Origin of the sequence: Rhizobium sp. ZX09, from assembly GCF_017357485.1 — a bacterium.
In the GTDB taxonomy this organism is placed as follows: domain Bacteria; phylum Pseudomonadota; class Alphaproteobacteria; order Rhizobiales; family Rhizobiaceae; genus Agrobacterium; species Agrobacterium pusense.
In genome coordinates this window covers 104423-121881 of sequence record NZ_CP031363.1, presented here as the reverse complement: position 1 = coordinate 121881, position 17459 = coordinate 104423, and the positions used below count along the sequence as shown (strand labels likewise).

16 protein-coding genes, 1 tRNA gene and 1 riboswitch are annotated in these 17459 nt (G+C 58.5%); of the genes, 5 read left to right on the top strand and 12 right to left on the bottom strand.

Annotated features, from left to right (window positions below):
* Positions 1 to 48: 48 nt before the first annotated feature.
* Entirely contained in the window at positions 49 to 801 is a 753-nt protein-coding gene (locus BTN45_RS00575) for a polysaccharide deacetylase family protein (protein ID WP_207588544.1), read from the bottom strand.
* 26 nt (positions 802 to 827) lie between these two features.
* Positions 828 to 2126 (bottom strand): Wzy-type polysaccharide biosynthesis protein UppY, encoded by a 1299-nt coding sequence (uppY, locus tag BTN45_RS00570; protein ID WP_207588543.1) that lies wholly within the window; start codon positions 2124 to 2126, stop codon positions 828 to 830.
* Between the two features lie 268 nt (positions 2127 to 2394).
* On the opposite strand from uppY, the gene uppX reads away from it, so the two are divergent.
* Positions 2395 to 3699 (top strand): Wzx-type polysaccharide biosynthesis protein UppX, encoded by a 1305-nt coding sequence (gene uppX / locus BTN45_RS00565; protein ID WP_048902651.1) that lies wholly within the window; start codon positions 2395 to 2397, stop codon positions 3697 to 3699.
* A gap of 43 nt (positions 3700 to 3742) precedes the next feature.
* Here uppX and BTN45_RS00560 read toward each other — a convergent pair whose 3' ends face one another.
* Entirely contained in the window at positions 3743 to 4504 is a 762-nt protein-coding gene (locus BTN45_RS00560) for a transporter substrate-binding domain-containing protein (protein ID WP_207588542.1), read from the bottom strand.
* Between the two features lie 170 nt (positions 4505 to 4674).
* Here BTN45_RS00560 and BTN45_RS00555 point away from each other — a divergent pair, with 170 nt between their 5' ends.
* Positions 4675 to 6612 (top strand): glycosyltransferase family 2 protein, encoded by a 1938-nt coding sequence (locus tag BTN45_RS00555; RefSeq protein WP_207588541.1) that lies wholly within the window; start codon positions 4675 to 4677, stop codon positions 6610 to 6612.
* A gap of 182 nt (positions 6613 to 6794) precedes the next feature.
* Here BTN45_RS00555 and BTN45_RS00550 read toward each other — a convergent pair whose 3' ends face one another.
* From BTN45_RS00550 to BTN45_RS00535, 4 genes are all read right to left on the bottom strand, one after another.
* On the bottom strand, positions 6795 to 7088 hold the full coding sequence (locus BTN45_RS00550; RefSeq protein WP_006698952.1) for a hypothetical protein: 294 nt from the start codon (positions 7086 to 7088) through the stop codon (positions 6795 to 6797).
* A 52-nt stretch (positions 7089 to 7140) separates the two neighbouring features.
* Positions 7141 to 7866 (bottom strand): aquaporin Z, encoded by a 726-nt coding sequence (gene aqpZ / locus BTN45_RS00545; RefSeq protein WP_207588536.1) that lies wholly within the window; start codon positions 7864 to 7866, stop codon positions 7141 to 7143.
* 141 nt (positions 7867 to 8007) lie between these two features.
* Positions 8008 to 8081: transfer RNA gene (locus tag BTN45_RS00540), tRNA-Gly, on the bottom strand.
* 58 nt (positions 8082 to 8139) lie between these two features.
* Complete coding sequence (locus tag BTN45_RS00535) at positions 8140 to 9237, bottom strand: 2'-deoxycytidine 5'-triphosphate deaminase (protein ID WP_045533194.1); 1098 nt, start codon at positions 9235 to 9237, stop codon at positions 8140 to 8142.
* Between the two features lie 73 nt (positions 9238 to 9310).
* A riboswitch (SAM riboswitch) is annotated at positions 9311 to 9389 on the top strand.
* Between the two features lie 43 nt (positions 9390 to 9432).
* On the opposite strand from BTN45_RS00535, the gene BTN45_RS00530 reads away from it, so the two are divergent.
* On the top strand, positions 9433 to 10617 hold the full coding sequence (locus tag BTN45_RS00530) for an O-succinylhomoserine sulfhydrylase (RefSeq protein WP_107339983.1): 1185 nt from the start codon (positions 9433 to 9435) through the stop codon (positions 10615 to 10617).
* Positions 10618 to 10848: 231 nt separating this feature from the next.
* Entirely contained in the window at positions 10849 to 11241 is a 393-nt protein-coding gene (gene apaG, locus BTN45_RS00525; protein ID WP_006698948.1) for a Co2+/Mg2+ efflux protein ApaG, read from the top strand.
* Between the two features lie 45 nt (positions 11242 to 11286).
* Here the strand turns inward: apaG and BTN45_RS00520 are convergent, their stop codons facing one another.
* The 3 genes from BTN45_RS00520 to BTN45_RS00510 all read right to left on the bottom strand — a co-directional run bounded on the left by BTN45_RS00520 (position 11287) and on the right by BTN45_RS00510 (position 14688).
* On the bottom strand, positions 11287 to 12276 hold the full coding sequence (locus BTN45_RS00520; protein ID WP_207588534.1) for an Hsp33 family molecular chaperone: 990 nt from the start codon (positions 12274 to 12276) through the stop codon (positions 11287 to 11289).
* A 237-nt stretch (positions 12277 to 12513) separates the two neighbouring features.
* Entirely contained in the window at positions 12514 to 13431 is a 918-nt protein-coding gene (argF, locus tag BTN45_RS00515; RefSeq protein ID WP_004439776.1) for an ornithine carbamoyltransferase, read from the bottom strand.
* Positions 13432 to 13488: 57 nt separating this feature from the next.
* The gene (locus BTN45_RS00510; RefSeq protein WP_207588533.1) at positions 13489 to 14688 is read right to left on the bottom strand and encodes an aspartate aminotransferase family protein; all 1200 of its coding nucleotides are present in this window, start codon (positions 14686 to 14688) and stop codon (positions 13489 to 13491) included.
* A 430-nt stretch (positions 14689 to 15118) separates the two neighbouring features.
* Here BTN45_RS00510 and BTN45_RS00505 point away from each other — a divergent pair, with 430 nt between their 5' ends.
* Complete coding sequence (locus BTN45_RS00505) at positions 15119 to 15652, top strand: GcrA family cell cycle regulator (RefSeq protein ID WP_004439774.1); 534 nt, start codon at positions 15119 to 15121, stop codon at positions 15650 to 15652.
* Between the two features lie 290 nt (positions 15653 to 15942).
* On the opposite strand, the gene phoB is transcribed toward BTN45_RS00505, so the two are convergent.
* Both phoB and phoU read right to left on the bottom strand, forming a co-directional pair.
* On the bottom strand, positions 15943 to 16626 hold the full coding sequence (gene phoB, locus BTN45_RS00500) for a phosphate regulon transcriptional regulator PhoB (RefSeq protein ID WP_003493692.1): 684 nt from the start codon (positions 16624 to 16626) through the stop codon (positions 15943 to 15945).
* 30 nt (positions 16627 to 16656) lie between these two features.
* The gene (gene phoU, locus BTN45_RS00495; RefSeq protein WP_004439770.1) at positions 16657 to 17382 is read right to left on the bottom strand and encodes a phosphate signaling complex protein PhoU; all 726 of its coding nucleotides are present in this window, start codon (positions 17380 to 17382) and stop codon (positions 16657 to 16659) included.
* Positions 17383 to 17459 lie beyond the last annotated feature (77 nt).

Sequence of the window (17459 nt, the reverse complement as noted above, 5' to 3'; positions counted from 1 at the left end):
ATCGCTTTCACCGCGATGGCTAAAAAGCGCGCAGCACGGTGCCGTGCCTTAGAGGCCGAGTGCCGTCACGGCCGCATCAACCGTCATGACTTTTGCGCCACCGGATGCCGCCTTACGCACGAAACCCTGAAACCTGTCTTCCGGGCAACCGTAAAAGCTTGGCGCAGACGACACATCATGGGTGAAGATGACGAGCCAGCCGCCGTTTTGCAGGACGTCGTCAAGCCAGCGATCAGCGGCATCGAGATAGTTCGGATCGGGCCGCAATTCGACGGCAGCAAGATTATGCGGATCGATGCTGCCGCGGTTGATGCCGGGCATGATCCCGCGGGCGGTCCTGAACCTGCGCCGCAGCATAGGCTGCATGAGTGGCGAAGCCATGCCGAAAGGGGTGGAGAAATTCCGCCTGTGCCCGTTGTCATCGAACGAGGCCAGCACCTTCTCATTACGATCGAGATCCTCTTCCAGCCCTCGCCGTGAAAAGCTCGAGAGTTTGCGATGGGAATAAGTATGGCAGGCGAGCTCATGACCGGCCGTAGCCAGTTCCGAACAGCCCCTTGCGGAAATCATGTCCTGCGGTTCCTCATGTCTGTCGATGAAGACCCCGGAAATATAAAAGGTCCCGCGAACATTCTCGTTTTCCAGAATGCGGGCACCGCTGGTCCAGGCGCTCGCCGGAACATCGTCGAATGTGAAGGAGACAATCGGTTCGGATGTCTCGATCCGCGCCGTCGGTCCAGGGAAATACCGCACCAGCCGGTTATTGACCCGGTCTGCGATCGTTCCGATTTTCTGCGTCATACTAGCCCCCCGGCCCGCCGTGCAAATTACTGTCCCTGTTCCAGTATGTCGTAAGCCTGATGTCTCAAACAATAGATCGCAATAAGAAGAGAAGACCAGATAGGCCCGGTTCCGGTAAAGAAATTACTCTCAAGACAGGAAGAAAGCAGCGCATATACCCAAATTCGCCCAAAAAGCCGCGTCAGGCCGGGATCCGTGCCTCTGTCCACCGCTGTTCGGAAATCATTTGCGGGGATGATCACGAGCCATATGAGAGTGAGGACGAAGGCGGGCAGTCCGCCATTCAAAAGGCTCTCGACATAGCCATTATGCGCGTGAAAGGCCGTGACCGCCCAAGTCTCGGCAATATCGGCCTGTGACAGAAGCCGGTCGCTTGTCCAGAAGGCCTGGAATCCCTGCCCGAAGATCGGCGATTGCGCAAAGGTGTCGAAAGACAGGCGCCATATATCCGTCCGTCCGGTGAACGTGGAATCGATGCCCAGGCTTTCGACGAGGCTCTGTATGCTCGGGAAATAGGTGGAGCCGATTGCAACGATATTGAGAAACGCCAGAAGGCCACCGATCATCAGCAATGTCCGCCCGGCATGCCGCTCCATGACCCAGACCAGGGCGATGGTGACGGGCAAAAGCATCGCTGCAGTTTTTCCGTTGGTCTTCCAGAGAAAAAAGCCGGCCAGCAGCGTAATCGCTATTCCGCCCAGCGTGGACCAGGCATTGCGCAGATAAAGGCCCACCATGAAAAGAATGATCATTGCCGGCGCGGCGGCGTTCTTATGATTGAATATTCCGCGCCAATCGCCTGCAAGCGCCTTCTCATCGAGATCGTAAGGCTGATGGATTGCGCGCGAACTCAGGAAGATAACCCCGAGATAACAAAGCGCCAGCAGGAGAATGGCGAAAACGGCCATCATCCGGTCGAATTGCCGCCTGTCGCGCGGCATGACGACCAGCACGCTGGTGATAAAACACAGGAGCGCCGTGAAAATCAGGCGCTGCAACGACGTGCCGGGCTCCGCACCAAGGACCGAACAAAGCGCGAGCCAGGAAAACAGCAGCAGGATTGGCAAGCGGGGCCTCAGCAAAAGCCCCGTCAGACGATGGCGCAGTGCGAAGACACCGAGGATGAGCGCGATCACCAGACCGGTCAGCTGATTGGCGGCGGCGCGCGGCACGGGTGGCACCGCAAGATTTTCAAAGGGCGCGACAGAAATCCAGATGTAAAGCATCGTGGCGACAAAAAAAATCGCGTCGCGACGGCCGCCCGATAGGGACAAGGCACTGCTGTTTTCCGCAGAAATGGACCGCGTATCAGCAAAACGCGGCATGGTAGCCTGCTTCGGGAACGGAAAATCGGATCATGGACCTGCCCTGCAACGAACAACGAAACCCTTCTGAACCGGGCGATGTCCTAATAACCATAAACAGTCATTATCATCATTATTGTGTAATTGCTTTAACCCTCTCTTACCTCAACAGGGCTAAGACAGGAGAAACTGTCATTCATTCAGGTCGTCGGTGTCGAATACCGCCCGGTTGCCGCCCTTTCAGTTCGTAAGACTTTAAAAGGGACAGTCCTTTTGAATTCGCCCGGCAATGCCGGAAAAAACGGAGAATGAGGTGTCGTTGAACACGCCGCGGCTCGGCCATCTTGTCAGACTTGGATTGGCCTATATGGCATCCGGAGGCGCGCTGTTGATGTCCAGCGCCGCCCAGCTTTTGACCTTCGCGCTGCTAGCACGCCATCTGGGTGTCGAACAATTCGCGCTTTACGCCTCGATCACGGCCGTGACCAATCTGGGCGTTCAGATTTGCGGTATCGGCTCACAGGAATCGCTCATTCGTCGCGTGGCGCAGGATCGCGGCATGTTCCCCGTCATGCTTGGCCACAGTTATCTCCTCAGCGCGGCGACGGGTGTGGTCCTGACGCTCATTGGCATGGTGACGATCCCGGTGTTTTTCCCGACGTCAGAAACATTGCTGCACACGCTGATCACCACTTTCCTGATCCTGTTCACCAATCTCGTTCTCCTGAAGGTTATTTCGCTTTCCACGCAAAGCTTCATCGCCCATTCCGACTTTGCCTCGGCCAACAAGCTGGAGGTGATGTTTGCGGTCGCCCGCACCATTGCCGCCGTGGTTGCCTGCCTCGTCTTCAAGGTGGAAACGGTCGAGGCCTGGGCACTCTGGAACCTCGCCGCCCACACGATTGCAGCCGTGATTTCCGTCAAGGCAATAGGAAGGCTCGGCCGACCGGTCTTTCGGATCGTCCGCGAGGAAATTCGCATCGGCATCCTGTTTTCCACCCAGTTCCTGTTCAAGGCGGTACGCGGCAATGCCGATATTCTCGTCCTTGGAGCCATCGCCAGTGCGGAGGTCCTGGGCAGCTATTCCATCGCCCGCCGGATTCTCGACAGCTCCTATCTTTCCGTCGAGGCTCTGAACCGGCTTATCTATCCCGGATCCGCCTCTGCAGCGCTGCAGGGTATCAGCAAAACCATCGAACGCGCCTATAATGTGCTGAAAGCGGCGCTGTTCATCGCGACTGGCAGTGCGCTGGCAATCTTCATCATCGCGCCCTTCCTGCCGCTTTTATTTGGCGATGAATATGTTTCGCTTCCCACCATCACCCGCGTGCTTTGCTGGGCCGTACTGCCGATGGCCGTGGCGGCTACCGCGCTGGAGGCGCTGGGCGCCTCCGGGCGCCAGGATATCCGCGCCAAGATATGGAATAGCGGCAATCTCATAGGCTCCGTCGTCGTTGCCTTCTTCACCTGGTCTTTCAGCATTTCGGGAACGATTGGCAGCTATTTCATCGTCGAAACCGCCATAGCGGCAGCGGTGTGGGTGGCGCTTCTACGGCTGCGGCGGAGCGAAGAGGCTTTCGCTGCGGTCAAATAGAGCGCGCCTCATTCAGTTGAATAGAGACGGCCCGGGGTCTCTCCTAATAGAGCCCGTAGGGAAAATAACGACGATAAATCTCTTCGAGCCGGCCGTTGCGGGAAAGAGCGGCAAGCGCCTGATCGAAGGCCGGCACCAGCACATTATCCGGATCGACCGTCATGATGGAAAGGCCCTCGCCGAGGAACCTGTCCGACATATAAGGCCCTCCAAAAAGAGTGCAGCAGCCTTCGGACGCGCTTCCTGAAACCCAGAACGGCAAACGCAGGGCATCGGCAAAGATGGCGTCGACCTTACCGGCCTTCAGAGCACCGTACATGGGTTCGTAGCCGTCAAAACCCTCGACCGCCGCCTTGGGAAAAAATGCCTTGAGCATCTGTTCGTGTCGGGAACCGGTCACCACGCCCACTTTCTTGCCAGACAGTGCATCGGCGCCGGAGCCGGCAAGTTTCGTCGCCTTGTTGACAGCCAGCCGGGCCGGCAACAGAAGATAGGGCCGCGAAAAGGTGAAGCTCTTGCGCAGCTCGGCCGTGACGGCGAGACCGGAAATCACCGCTTCGCCCTCTCCCATCTCCAGAGCCGCCTCCAGCTCGTCAAAGGGTAAGGCCTGTACCTGACATTTGCTCTCCACCTTGAGCTGCGCGCACACCTCGCGGACGAGATCGACATGGAAACCTGCAAGCCGCCCTTCCTGATCGGTAAAATTGAAGGGTGGAAAATCCACCGACATCAAAAACCTGATGCGGGGAACGGAGGAAAGGTCGCCACCGGGAAACCGCTCCTGAGCGTCGAAAAGCACTGGCATGCGGTTCCCGTCCGACAGGCCCTCCGCATGAAGCTTTTCGAAAATACCGACAACTTGCAAAGCGAACACTAAAGTAAAAACAAGAATTATATTTCGCGTTACAATCGTCATTCTCATCTATACTATCCGCAGCAGGAAGTGGGGCGTTACCATGACGGTGGCGGCAGTGCATGGATTATTTGCGACACTATACACGAGAATCGTTTCGCACGACGCCTGCCGGGCGAAAAATTGTATTTTCCCGCATAGGCGACAATCCACCCCAGACGGTTCCTGATCGGGGTGAAGCCGGACACATGCGCTTCCTCCGCGCGCTGGGATTTGGCAAGCCCTACATCAGCGCGTGCGAACGGCAGGCGCTGGAAAACGGCTCGACGCTGGAAGCGGAACTGCTGGCCGGCGGCCTTGTCGCGACGGATGCCTATTTTGGCGCTTTCGCCAGATTTTTGCGGTTACCCTTTGTCTCGGAGATCGATCCGGACCGGGTCGCAGATGTCCATCGTCTCGATACGCAGCTAGCCGAGCCGCGCTTGCTACGGCTGACGCCTGCGAACGGTAAACCAGCACTTCTGATTGTGCCCGAGCTGGCGCGGATGGAATTACTGAAAAGCCTGCTGGATCGACATCCGCATCTTCTGGATGAGCTCGTGGTGACGACGCCGCATGCCATGCGCGATGCGATCTGGAAGGCGGGTGAAACACGCCGCTGTCATGAGGCGCGCCAGCAACTCTTCAACACCGCGCCGCAGTACTCTGCGAGGATCACGCTTCAAGGTCATCAGGGCTTTTATAGCGGTATCGTCGTCACCCTGCTTACGCTCTCGCTGCTGTTTCACACGCAGACAGCCATGGCCGTCATCCACGTCGCCCTGACGATGCTTTATTTCTTCACACTGCTGTTCAGGCTGTTTGTGCTGATGCAGACATCAGGAGAGAAAGACACGACGACCGCAGCTACGCTCGAACCCGACGGAAATCTGCCGGTCTATACCATTCTGGTGGCGCTCTATCGTGAGGACGCCATCGTCAGCCAGCTCATCGGCGCGCTGGAGCGGCTCGACTGGCCCAAATCCCGACTGGATATCAAGCTCGTCTGCGAGGCAGATGACGGGGCCACAATCGACGCCATTCTTGGATTAAATCCCGGACAGCATATTGAGATCGTGAGAGTGCCGCCTTCCCTGCCGAGGACCAAGCCCAAGGCGCTTACCTATGCGCTCTCCGGCGCGCGTGGGGCGTTCGTTGCCATCTACGACGCGGAAGATCGGCCACATCCCCTGCAATTGCGTGAAGCCTATGCGACCTTCCGCGATCAGCCGGAGAACGTAGCCTGCCTGCAGGCGCCAGTTATCATCAGCAATGCGCGCTCTTCCTGGATCAGTGCCTGTTTCGCCCTGGAATATGCCGGTCTGTTCCGTTCAATGTTGCCTGTGCTCGCCGCGCACCGGCTACCCCTGCCGCTTGGCGGCACGTCCAACCATTTCCGCACCGCCGTATTGCGTCGCGTCGGCGCCTGGGATCCTTACAATGTGACTGAGGATGCCGATATTGGCCTCAGGCTGCACCAACTCGGCTATCGATGCGGCGTCATATACCGTCAGACACTGGAGGATGCGCCCACCACGCTTCCCGTGTGGCTCAACCAACGGGCGCGCTGGTACAAGGGTTGGCTGCAGAGCTGGCTGGTGATGACCCGCGCGCCCGTTGCGACGGCGCGCCGCATGGGATGGCTCTCCTATATCGTCTTCCAACTGTTGATCGGCGGCATGCTGGTGTCGTCGATGGCTCATCCCCTGCTCTTCGTTTCCGTGGCGTGGATGGCCACGGCTATCGGGAACAGCGGTGCAGACATGCTGTTTTCGTGGCAGGGCGTTCTGTTTCTTACCGATACGCTGAACATCGCCGGCAGTTACGCCATATTCGTGCTGATGGGCAGGAACAGGATGATCGATTACGAGAGGAGGCAGGTGGGAAAACGCTGGCTGGCAATTCCGCTTTATTGGCTGATATTGTCTCTGGCGGCCTGGCGTGCCGTGCTTGAGTTAAAAACCAAACCTTTCGTCTGGAACAAGACGCCTCACGTGCCAAGCGTTAGCAACACTAAATGAAACGGTTGCCGCTTCGATCCTCTACCTGGTCGCAGAAGGCGGCTTCTATTTTCTGCCGATATCGTCGCGATTTGCAAAACCGAAGCCGGCCTTAAGCAACTCGCCCACCGATCCGCATATAATCGACGTCTGCCGGAGCGCTTCGTCCGCCAGACGTCCCGTTTCATTTCAAGCGCGGTCGATTATCGTGCGACAAGCTTGTTCTTGATCAGGCCGACGATGACCTGGACGATCAAACCGCCGACACCGCCGCCAACGAGCTGGCCGGCAAGGGCGCCGATATCCACACCGCCAGCCGCCGCGTCTCCCGCTGCCCCAAGCAGCGATCCGAGCACGGTTCCACCGCCAATACCGCCAATGGCGCCGGCAATCAGGTTGCCGAGCGCGCCAAGGTCGGAGTCCTTCAGTATCTTTCCACCGGCTGTCCCACCAGCCGCACCGCCGATGATCTGGGCCAATATCGAAGCAAGATCCATGTCATCCTCCTCACCTGTTTTCCCGACCATTCGGAAAAACAAAGCCTCCTAATCACGTCTGTGCGGGCTGGATGGAGCCGGCATGGCCGACCTTCTCTTCCTCACCGAAAATTTTCCAGATTACAGCGCCAATCGCCCCACCGACGATCGGGGCAAGCCAGAACAGCCATAGCTGCTGCAGAGCCCATCCACCGACAAACAGGGCCTGCCCCGTGGAGCGGGCCGGGTTGACCGACGTGTTGGTGACCGGAATGGAGATCAGATGAATGAGAGTAAGCGCAAGACCGATGGCGATCGGCGCGAAACCCACCGGCACCCTGCCATGCGTTGACCCCAGAATGATGATCAGGAAAAACGCCGTCAGAATAACCTCGATCAGCAACGCCGACAGGAGCGAATATCCCCCCGGCGAATGCTCCCCATAGCCATTGGCAGCAAAACCGCCAATGTCCGCCCCCGCCTTGCCGGTGACGATCACGTAAAGAGCCGCCGCGGCAACGACCGCCCCCAAGACCTGCGCAACGATATAGGGCAGTAGGTTTGCTGCCGGAAATTTACCGGCAACGGACAGGCCGACCGAAACAGCTGGATTGAAATGCCCACCGGAAACACCGCCAACCGCGTAGGCCATGGTCAGAACCGTCAGACCGAAGGCGAACGCGACACCCAGGAAGCCAATGCCGAGTTCAGGAAAAGCGACAGCAAAAACCGCGCTGCCACAGCCACCAAAGACCAGCCAGAAGGTTCCCAAAAATTCAGAAAGAAGTTTTCGACTCATAACACTTCCCCATCATGTTACGACCTGATCAACTATTACGTGCAATTTAATCGTAGTCAAGCAAAATTACATAGTCCCGCGGCCACCGACGTAGCAGCAGACAGGGGCCGATATTTTTTGGCGAGGAGATCAAGGGGAGACTGGAGCGGGTGAAGGGAATCGAACCCTCGTATTCAGCTTGGGAAGCTGCTGCTCTACCATTGAGCTACACCCGCACCCACAAACAAGACATCGGATAGTTCGCGGCGGGTGTCAAGCGCCCGCCGGGGTTCATTATGCGGCGCGAAAGTGCTTGGAGAGTTTAAGCCCCTGCGCCTGATAGTTGGAGCCGAGACCGGTGCCATAAAGGCCTTCCGGTTTCTGCAGCATGTGCTCATAAACCAAGCGGCCGACGATCTGGCCATGCTCGAGAATAAAGGGCACCTCATGGCTGCGCACTTCCAGCACGGCGCGGCTGCCGGTGCCCCCCGCCTGCGCGTGGCCGAAGCCGGGGTCAAAGAAACCGGCATAGTGGACACGGAATTCGCCCACCAGCGGATCGAAGGGCGTCATTTCGGCCGCATAAAGCGGCGGCACGTGGACGGCTTCGCGCGAAACGAGAATATAGAATTCGTCCGGGTCGAGGATCAGTTCGGCGCGGCCGCGCGCATAGAGCGGTTCCCAGAAATCGAGAACATCGTGCTGGGCCTTCTTGTCGACATCCACCACCGCCGTATGGTGTTTGCCGCGATAACCGATCAGCCCGTTTTCGCCAAATCCCTTAAGGTCGATCGAGAGTGCGATACCACCGCCCGTCACGTTCGGGCTTTCGCTGGCGACCAGCGTTTCCGTCTCGTGCAGTTTCAGAAGCTCGCTTTCATTCAGCAGCGAATGGCCAATGCGGAAACGGATCTGCGACAGGCGCGAGCCACGGCGAACCACCACGGGGAAGGTGCGCGGGCTGATTTCCAGATAGAGCGGACCTGTGTATCCCGCCGGTATCTTGTCGAATTCCTGCGCATTGTCGGTCATGACGCGGGTGAAGATATCGAGGCGACCGGTCGAACTCTTAGGATTGGCCGAGGCCGACATGTCCGCCGGCAGCGCAAGGCTTTCCATCAGCGGAACGATATAGACACAGCCGGTTTCCAGCACCGCGCCCTGACTGAGATCCACCTCGTGCAGGCTGAGACGATTGAGCTTGTCGATGACCTTGGTTCCGGGGCCGGGCATAAAACTTGCACGAACACGATAGGCCCTGGAGCCAAGCCTGAGGTCGAGGCTGGCGGGCTGCACCTGATCGACATCGAGATCGGCCTCGCTTTTCAGCTTGCCGCCTGCAAACAGCGCGCGGATTGCGCCATCCGCCAAAATGCCCGTGGTTCTCATCATGGTCGTCATTCCTTTTTACGGCGACAAAACCAAAAGGAAAGCATTGACGCAAGCCGGTAACGGCAGTATGGCAAGCTTATCCCGTGGTGATTTGGCCGGTCGGCTTGCAGCCACGTTAAACAAGTGGCTAAAAAGACCGGGTGCTAGGAACCGGTCTGCTTTTGCGGCCGGTTTTTTTGTTTTGAAGGTGATCACATGAGCAATAAATGGCGCCCGGCAACCCAGCTCGTTCACGGCGGTACGCTACGCTCCCCTTACGGTGAAACGTCGGAAGCGATTTATCTGACCCAGGGTTTCGTCTACGAAAACTCTGAAGCAGCCGAAGCGCGCTTCAAGGGTGAAACCGACGGCTTTATTTACGCCCGCTACGCCAGCCCGACCAATGACATGTTCGAAAAGCGCATGTGCCTGCTGGAAGGCGCTGAAGACGCCCGCGCACTTGCTTCGGGCATGGCCGCCGTCACCGCCGCCATCATGTGTCAGCTGCGCGCCGGCGACCATATCGTTGCCGCCCGTGCGCTCTTCGGCTCCTGCCGCTGGGTGGTTGAAACGCTCGCGCCGAAATATGGCATCGAATGCACGCTGATCGACGGACGTGATCTCGGCAACTGGGAAAAGGCAATCCAGCCAAACACCAAGCTGTTTTTCCTCGAAAGCCCGACCAATCCGACACTCGAAGTGGTGGATATCGCCGGCGTGGCGAAGCTTGCCAACCAGATCGGTGCGAAAGTGGTCGTTGACAATGTCTTCGCCACACCGCTTTTCCAGAAACCGCTCGAACTCGGCGCCCATATCGTCGTTTATTCGGCCACCAAACATATTGACGGCCAGGGTCGCTGCCTCGGCGGCGTGATCCTTTCCGACAAGAAATGGATTGAGGAAGAGCTGCAGGATTATTTCCGCCACACCGGCCCGGCCATGTCGCCGTTCAATGCCTGGACGCTTCTGAAGGGCATCGAGACGCTGCCGCTGCGCGTGAAGCAGCAGACGGCCAATGCCTCGAAGATCGCGGACTTCCTTGCCGATAGCGCTAAGGTCGCCAAGGTCATCTATCCCGGCCGCGCCGATCACCCGCAGGCCGACATCATTGCACGGCAGATGTCCGGTGGTTCGACGCTGGTGGCTTTCGAATTGAAGGGCGGCAAGGAAGCGGCCTTCAAGCTGCAGAACGCGCTTGAGATCGTGAAGATTTCCAACAATCTGGGCGACGCCAAGAGCCTCATCACCCATCCCGGCACCACGACGCACAAGAACCTCACAGACGAGGCACGGGCGGAACTCGGTATCTCCGGCGGCACTTTGCGCCTTTCCTGCGGCATCGAGGATACGGACGATCTGCTGGAAGATCTGGCAAAGGGTCTGGCAGCCGTTTCGGCCTGACATTCGTTCAATAATCGACATGGCCCGGCCGGAACGCCGGGCCATGTCGCGTTTGATGGCCTCGAAAGCCAGTATCAGGCAACCATTATTTACCTTTTCCGTTATCCCTAACGGTAAAAAACAGCGCAACGGGAGACAGCTCCTGCCCCTCAAGTCATTCATTTTCTTGACGATAGCCAGAGCCTATAGTGTAGGATAAGCGGGCAGGGAAAATATCGAGGTGTGGCGCGTATGTATCGTGCTCTGACAAGGGATATCGAGGTGACGGTTGATCCGTATTATCTCGAAGAACAATCCGACCCGGATGACGACCGCTACGTCTGGGGCTACAAGGTCGTGATCGCGAATAACTCGGATGTTCCCGTTACTCTCGTCAATCGCTATTGGCATATCACTGACCAGAACGGTCAGGTGGACGAAGTCTACGGACCGGGTGTCGTGGGAGAACAACCGCATCTCAAGCCCGGCGACACCTACGAATATTCCTCCGGCTGCCCGTTGGACACGCCGTCCGGCCTTATGTTCGGACATTACGAGATGGAAACGGAAAGCGGAGAAGTGTTCAACGTCACCATACCCGCTTTTTCGCTGGATTCTCCGGGGCTGATGCGGGTCTTGAACTGACCCGCAGGCCATGAAAAACCGCGCCTTTACAGGCGCGGCCCTTATTCAGGCGTTTTCAAATTCGCTGACATCGTAGCGATAAGTGGTCGAGCAGAACTCACAGGTCACGGCAATCGCGCCGTCTTCCTCGCTTGCCTTGATCTCTTCGGCGGTAAAGCCCGAGAGCACGCCCTTGATCTTATCCCGCGAGCAGCTGCAGCGATCGAAAATGGACTGCGGATCATAGATGCGCACGCCGCTTTCATGGAACAGCCTGAAGAGGAGTCGTTCCACCGGCACCTGCGGATCCGTCAGTTCGTCCGTATCCACGGTGTTCAAAAGCGTCACGGCTTCCGTCCAGGCATCGTCCTCCTGCACATCGTGACCGCCTTCATCGCCATCGCCGCCGTGCAGGTCACGCATACGCAGCCGCTCCGGCGCCTGCGGCAGGAACTGGGCGATAACGCCGCCCGCACGCCAGCCATGACGCGGCTTGCCTTCCCCGTCGCGATCGAAGAATTCGGCCACACCGAGGCGCACACGGGTTGGAAGCTGCTCCGACTGACGGAAATAAACCCCGGCAATGTCTTCCAGCGACGAGCCATCGAGTGGCACGATGCCCTGATAGGGCTGCATGCCCGCGCCCTGATCGATCGTGAAGGCCAGAATACCGTTGCCCAACAATTGTTCCGGCGAAGTCGCCCCTGCCGCAAGCGCCTCTGCCAGCCGCTCCTCATCAAAACGGGCATAAGCGCGCATGCTTTCCGGCGCGGTGAAATCCGCCACCAGCAGGTCCACCGGACCGTCGCCCTTGGTCTGTACCGTCAGCTTGCCGGAAAACTTGAGCGATGTGCCGATCAACGCCGTCAGAACGGTCGCTTCCGCCAGCAGGCGAGCGACCGCAGCCGGGTAATCGTGGCGCTCGAGAATGGCATTCAGCAGCGGACCCACCTGCAAGGCGCGGCCGCGCACATCCAGACCTTCGACCTGAAAGGGCACGACCTTGTCGTCGCCAGCAAAATCGAGATCGTCCAGTTCAACCGTTACATCTGCCATGTCATACTCCCTGGCGCAGCCGTGGCGCCGCTACCGTCCAAAAGTCCGGCTTTCGAAATGTGCTTTTTCCGCTTGTCGCACAGAGACCCGGGAAGAGAAACCGCTTCCGGGGAAAAACGTGCAAATCGTGACGAGGGCCCGCCAGAAAACCGACGAGCCTCTTCGAAGTCCAACAGATGGTAATCGCTGCCGAGAAGTTCAAGCACCCGCCCGACGTTGATCAAACGGGTGATATTTTCAGATGACGCCCATGCACCAGGCGATGATGGATTTCTGCGCGTGGAGGCGGTTTTCCGCCTCGTCGAAGACCACCGATTGCGGGCCGTCGATCACCGCATCCGTCACCTCTTCGCCGCGGTGAGCCGGGAGGCAATGCATGAACAGCGCGTCTTTTTCCGCCTTGGCCATCAGGGCTTCATTGACCTGATAGGGCTGGAAGATGTTGTGGCCGCGCGCCTTGTGTTCCTGATTCATGGAGACCCAGGTATCGGTGACGACGCAATCGGCGCCCGCCACCGCCTTGTCGGCATCGTGGCACAACATTATCTCGCCGCCATTGTTGCGGGCCCAGTTCAGGAACTTGTCATGCGGTTCGGAACCCATCGGCACTGCCATCGTCATGCGGTAGCCGAAACGGGCCGAGCCCTCCACGAAAGAATGCAGGACATTATTGCCGTCCCCTGTCCACGCAATCGTCTTGCCTTTGACCGGACCGCGATGTTCTTCGAAAGTCATGATGTCAGCCATGATCTGGCATGGATGCGTGTCATCCGTCAGGGCGTTGATGACAGGCACTGTCGCATGTTCGGCAAGCTCGAGCAGGCGAGAATGATCTGTCGTGCGGATCATGATGGCGTCAACGTAACGCGACAGCACCTTTGCCGTATCACCGATCGTTTCTGCGCGGCCGAGCTGCATTTCCGTACCAGAGAGGAAAAGCGTCTCGCCGCCAAGCTGACGCATCCCCACATCGAAGGAGACGCGGGTTCGCGTGGATGGCTTTTCGAAGATCATGGCCAGCATCTTGCCGGCAAGCGGTTTTTCCGCCGTTCCGGCCTTGGTGGCCGCCTTGCGTTCGCGGGCATCGTCGAGAATTACCCGCAGGTCCTGCGAGCTGACGGCCGACAGGTCGAGAAAATGTTTAGGTGAAGCCATTTCAAACTGTCCCATGCTTGCGAGCCCCAGGAAAAAGGCCCGCCCTTCAGTGTTTCCTCAGGCGATTTTTGCCTGTTTCGCTGTGAGAGAAGCGGCGGCCGCTTCCACGCGTGCCAGCCCCTCCCGGGCTTCTTCCGCCGTGGTGACGAGCGGCGGCAGGAGACGAATGACATTATCGCCCGCTGGTACGCCCAGCAGATGCTCGGCGCGCATGGCCTGCAAGAGCTCGCCCGACGGCACCTTGGCCTTGATGCCGAGAAGCAGGCCTTCGCCACGGATTTCCTCGATAACGTCAGGATAACGGTCCTTCAGCGAAGCAAGGCCCTGGCGGAAAACCAGCGCGACATCACGAACCTTTTCCAGAAAGCCGTCAGAGAGGACGACATCAAGCACGGCATTACCGACTGCCATGGCCAGCGGATTGCCGCCATAGGTGGTGCCATGCACGCCCGCCGTCATGCCGGAAGCGGCATCAGCCGTCGCGAGGCATGCGCCCAGCGGAAAACCACCGCCAATGCCCTTGGCAACCGCCATGATATCGGGGGCGACACCAGTGTGTTCATAGGCAAAGAGCTTACACGTGCGGCCAACGCCCGTCTGCACCTCATCGAAAATCAGCAGCAGACCGTGTTCGTCGCAAAGCGACCGCAGTAACTGCAGGAATTCCTTGCTGGGTGCGCGAATACCGCCCTCACCCTGAATGGGCTCGATCAGAAGCGCTGCCGTCTCGGCCGTGATGGCGGCTTTCAGCGCATCGACATCACCGAAAGGTACCTGGTCAAAGCCTTCGACCTTGGGACCGAAACCTTCGAGATATTTCTGCTGGCCGCCGGCTGCGATCGTTGCAAGCGTACGACCATGGAAGGCGCCTTCGAAGGTGATAATCCGGAACTTTTCCGGGTGGCCCTTGGAATAATGATAACGACGCGCGGTCTTGATTGCACATTCCAGTGCTTCCGCGCCGGAGTTGGTGAAGAAGACCTTGTCTGCGAACGTTTCTTCCGTCAGGCGCTTGGCAAGCTTTTCCTGGCCCGGAACTTCATAAAGGTTCGAGACATGCCAGACCTTTTCGGCCTGCGTCTTGATCGCGTCGACAAGATGCGGGTGGGCATGGCCCAGCGAATTGACGGCAACGCCGGCCGCAAAATCGAGATATCGCTCGCCGCTTTCCGTGTACAGCCAGACGCCCTCGCCTCGCTCGAAGCGGAGGGGGGCTCTTGCAAATGTATCGAACAATGGCGCGGCGGCTTCGGCCATGGCTGTATCACTCCTTGCGCGGATGCGCTGTCAGACGGTTGTCAATAGGCTTCGAGGGTTATCCCTCGCCTGAAAATCAAAAATGCCGCCTCGCGGCGGCAGGGGCACTATTGTCACTTCGCTTGCCGATGTCAACAAAAGTCCGTATTTCCTAGGCTTCTCAAGCCCTAGTAGGTGGCAGGTCGCAAGGCCCAAGGTGTTGCCTTTCTGACTCAACTCGCCAGCAAGTTGGGGAAAACCGGAAAATCGATTCGAGATGATTCCCGCGACTCTTGCCACGGAGTCTGCGTGGCACTAGGTTAATCGCTAATTACTAGACTGCATTGCGGCGGAACTAGTCACCAAAAATCAGGCAGAAACCACGCTCGCGGCATGCCCGCGAGACGGAGAAGGATTCTGTCGAAATACACGCGAAAAGCGGAGAAGCGGCATGAACTGGACAGACGAGCGGGTCGAGAAACTCAAGAAATTGTGGGCCGAAGGACTGAGCGCCAGCCAGATAGCAGCTCAGCTGGGCGGCGTCAGCCGCAATGCCGTGATCGGCAAGGTCCATCGTCTTAATCTGCCCGGACGCGTCAAGGCTGGCGGCCCGGTGACGTCGGCGCGTTCTGCGCCCAAGCGGACTGCTGCACCTGCCCCGCGCACGGCGAATTTCGCTGGCCGCGTCAACGCTGCACCTGCTCGGATCCTGACCCGCTCCAACGCGGCGACCGCTCTTCAGGAAGAGGTCGGCATCGAAACTGCGGAAATTCTCGATTACGTTCCTTCCAGAAACGTCGTTACTCCGATCTCCCGCCGGCTGACGCTGACGGAACTGACGGAGCGCACCTGCAAGTGGCCGGTCGGCGACCCCCTGAAAGATGATTTCCATTTCTGCGGCTGTGAAGCGCTGGAATCTTCGCCTTATTGCAAATTCCATGCGAAACTCGCCTACCAACCGGTCAGCGAGCGCCGCAAGGCTTGAGTGTTGCGGCACACATTTGACACTCAAAAACTACGGGCCTTCGGGCCCGTTTTTTTGTGACAAAATACCGCGCTTCCCGGACAGCGACAGCAGAACACCAAGGCTTATTCATCGTCGTCGGGTTTCGCCCTTCAATCCGAATTTCGGTAGACCTTCAACCGCTCGTCAAAGAGATGAAAGTATCGTGCTTGCGGAAGGTTCAAAATGAAAAGGCCCGACACCATTCCGGTTTCGGGCCTTTCGATTCTGGCGGAACGTCATGCTGAGGGGAACCCTCAGTTCGGTTTCGATCAGGCTTCCATCGAATATCCGGCACCGCGCACGGTGCGGATGACATCCTGCATATGGGAAAAGTTGAGCGCCTTGCGCAGACGTCCGACATGCACGTCAACCGTCCGCTCATCCACATAGATATCGTGACCCCAGACGCCGTCCAGCAATTGCGAACGGGAGAACACGCGGCCCGGAGAGGTCATCAGGAATTCCAGCAGGCGGAACTCCGTCGGACCGAGACGCACCTCGCGGCTTTTGCGGTGAACGCGATGCGTCTCGCGATCCAGCTCGATATCGCCGCACTTCAGCACCGAAGACAGAACCTCCGGACGGGCCCGGCGCAGCATGGCCTTGACGCGGGCCATCAGTTCCGGCGTTGAAAACGGCTTGACCACATAATCGTCCGCGCCGGTGGCGAGGCCGCGAACCCGTTCGCTTTCCTCGCCGCGCGCCGTCAGCATGATGATAGGAAGGCGCTCGGTTTCCGGCCGCATCCTGAGCCTACGGCACAGTTCGATACCGGAAACGCCGGGAAGCATCCAATCCAGGATGAGCAGATCCGGAATACGTTCCTGCAGCCTGATCTCTGCCTCGTCTCCACGGGGTATGGTGTCGACGTCATATCCCTCAGCCTCGAGATTGTAACGAAGCAGGACGCTCAGCGCTTCCTCATCTTCCACAACTGCAATCTTGGGCACCATATGCTAACTCCGCAAGCCGCTGCTTGTCTGTTACTCGGTCACCGAACCGAGCGTGTTGGAACTGTCGTCCTTCGGACGCTCGCCCTCCGGCTGGCTGCCGGTGGTCATGTAATAGATCGTCTCGGCGATGTTGGTGGCATGGTCACCGATGCGCTCGATATTCTTGGCGCAGAACAGAAGATGCGTGCAGGTGGTGATGTTACGCGGATCTTCCATCATGTAGGTCAGAAGCTCGCGGAAGAGCGAGGTATACATGGCGTCGATTTCCTCGTCGCGCTCGCGAATGGCATTGGCCTTTTCGGCGGAACGTGTCGAATAGACGTCAAGAACTTCCTTGAGCTGTACCAGCGCCAGCTCCGACAGGTGCTCTATGCCGCGGGCGAGTTTGCGCGGCACGCCCGTTCCGGCGACCGCGATGACGCGTTTTGCGGTGTTCTTGCCGAGGTCGCCAACGCGTTCGAGGTCGGCGGCGATCCGCAGGGTGCCGATGATTTCGCGAAGGTCTGCCGCCATCGGCTGGCGCTTGGCGATGGTGACGATGGCCTTGTCGCCGATCTCTCGCTCGGAATGATCGAGGATAGCGTCATCGGAAATGACCTTCTGGGCAAGCGCGGCGTCGGAATTGACGAGCGCACGCACGGCGTCGGCACACATCTGCTCGGCGAGACCGCCCATCTCGGCGATGCGTCGCGTCAGGAACTTCAGTTCGTCATCATAAGCAGACAGAATATGCGAATGGGTCGTTGTCTGGTTCACGGTCTATTCCTCCGGCTTGGCCTTGCATGCGACCGCCCGAAGCGGGCCGCAGCGGCACCAGTCTTGTTGGGTTGCGA

What these genes read in the sequence shown, in the direction of transcription:
- BTN45_RS00575 (WP_207588544.1), bottom strand. Translation starts at nt 801, where the DNA reads ATGACGCAGAAAATCGGAACGATCGCAGACCGGGTCAATAACCGGCTG.
- uppY (WP_207588543.1), bottom strand. Translation starts at nt 2,126, where the DNA reads ATGCCGCGTTTTGCTGATACGCGGTCCATTTCTGCGGAAAACAGCAGT.
- uppX (WP_048902651.1), top strand. Translation starts at nt 2,395, where the DNA reads ATGCCGGAAAAAACGGAGAATGAGGTGTCGTTGAACACGCCGCGGCTC.
- BTN45_RS00560 (WP_207588542.1), bottom strand. Translation starts at nt 4,504, where the DNA reads ATGCCAGTGCTTTTCGACGCTCAGGAGCGGTTTCCCGGTGGCGACCTT.
- BTN45_RS00555 (WP_207588541.1), top strand. Translation starts at nt 4,675, where the DNA reads ATGGATTATTTGCGACACTATACACGAGAATCGTTTCGCACGACGCCT.
- BTN45_RS00550 (WP_006698952.1), bottom strand. Translation starts at nt 7,088, where the DNA reads ATGGATCTTGCTTCGATATTGGCCCAGATCATCGGCGGTGCGGCTGGT.
- aqpZ (WP_207588536.1), bottom strand. Translation starts at nt 7,866, where the DNA reads ATGAGTCGAAAACTTCTTTCTGAATTTTTGGGAACCTTCTGGCTGGTC.
- BTN45_RS00535 (WP_045533194.1), bottom strand. Translation starts at nt 9,237, where the DNA reads ATGATGAGAACCACGGGCATTTTGGCGGATGGCGCAATCCGCGCGCTG.
- BTN45_RS00530 (WP_107339983.1), top strand. Translation starts at nt 9,433, where the DNA reads ATGAGCAATAAATGGCGCCCGGCAACCCAGCTCGTTCACGGCGGTACG.
- apaG (WP_006698948.1), top strand. Translation starts at nt 10,849, where the DNA reads ATGTATCGTGCTCTGACAAGGGATATCGAGGTGACGGTTGATCCGTAT.
- BTN45_RS00520 (WP_207588534.1), bottom strand. Translation starts at nt 12,276, where the DNA reads ATGGCAGATGTAACGGTTGAACTGGACGATCTCGATTTTGCTGGCGAC.
- argF (WP_004439776.1), bottom strand. Translation starts at nt 13,431, where the DNA reads ATGGCTTCACCTAAACATTTTCTCGACCTGTCGGCCGTCAGCTCGCAG.
- BTN45_RS00510 (WP_207588533.1), bottom strand. Translation starts at nt 14,688, where the DNA reads ATGGCCGAAGCCGCCGCGCCATTGTTCGATACATTTGCAAGAGCCCCC.
- BTN45_RS00505 (WP_004439774.1), top strand. Translation starts at nt 15,119, where the DNA reads ATGAACTGGACAGACGAGCGGGTCGAGAAACTCAAGAAATTGTGGGCC.
- phoB (WP_003493692.1), bottom strand. Translation starts at nt 16,626, where the DNA reads ATGGTGCCCAAGATTGCAGTTGTGGAAGATGAGGAAGCGCTGAGCGTC.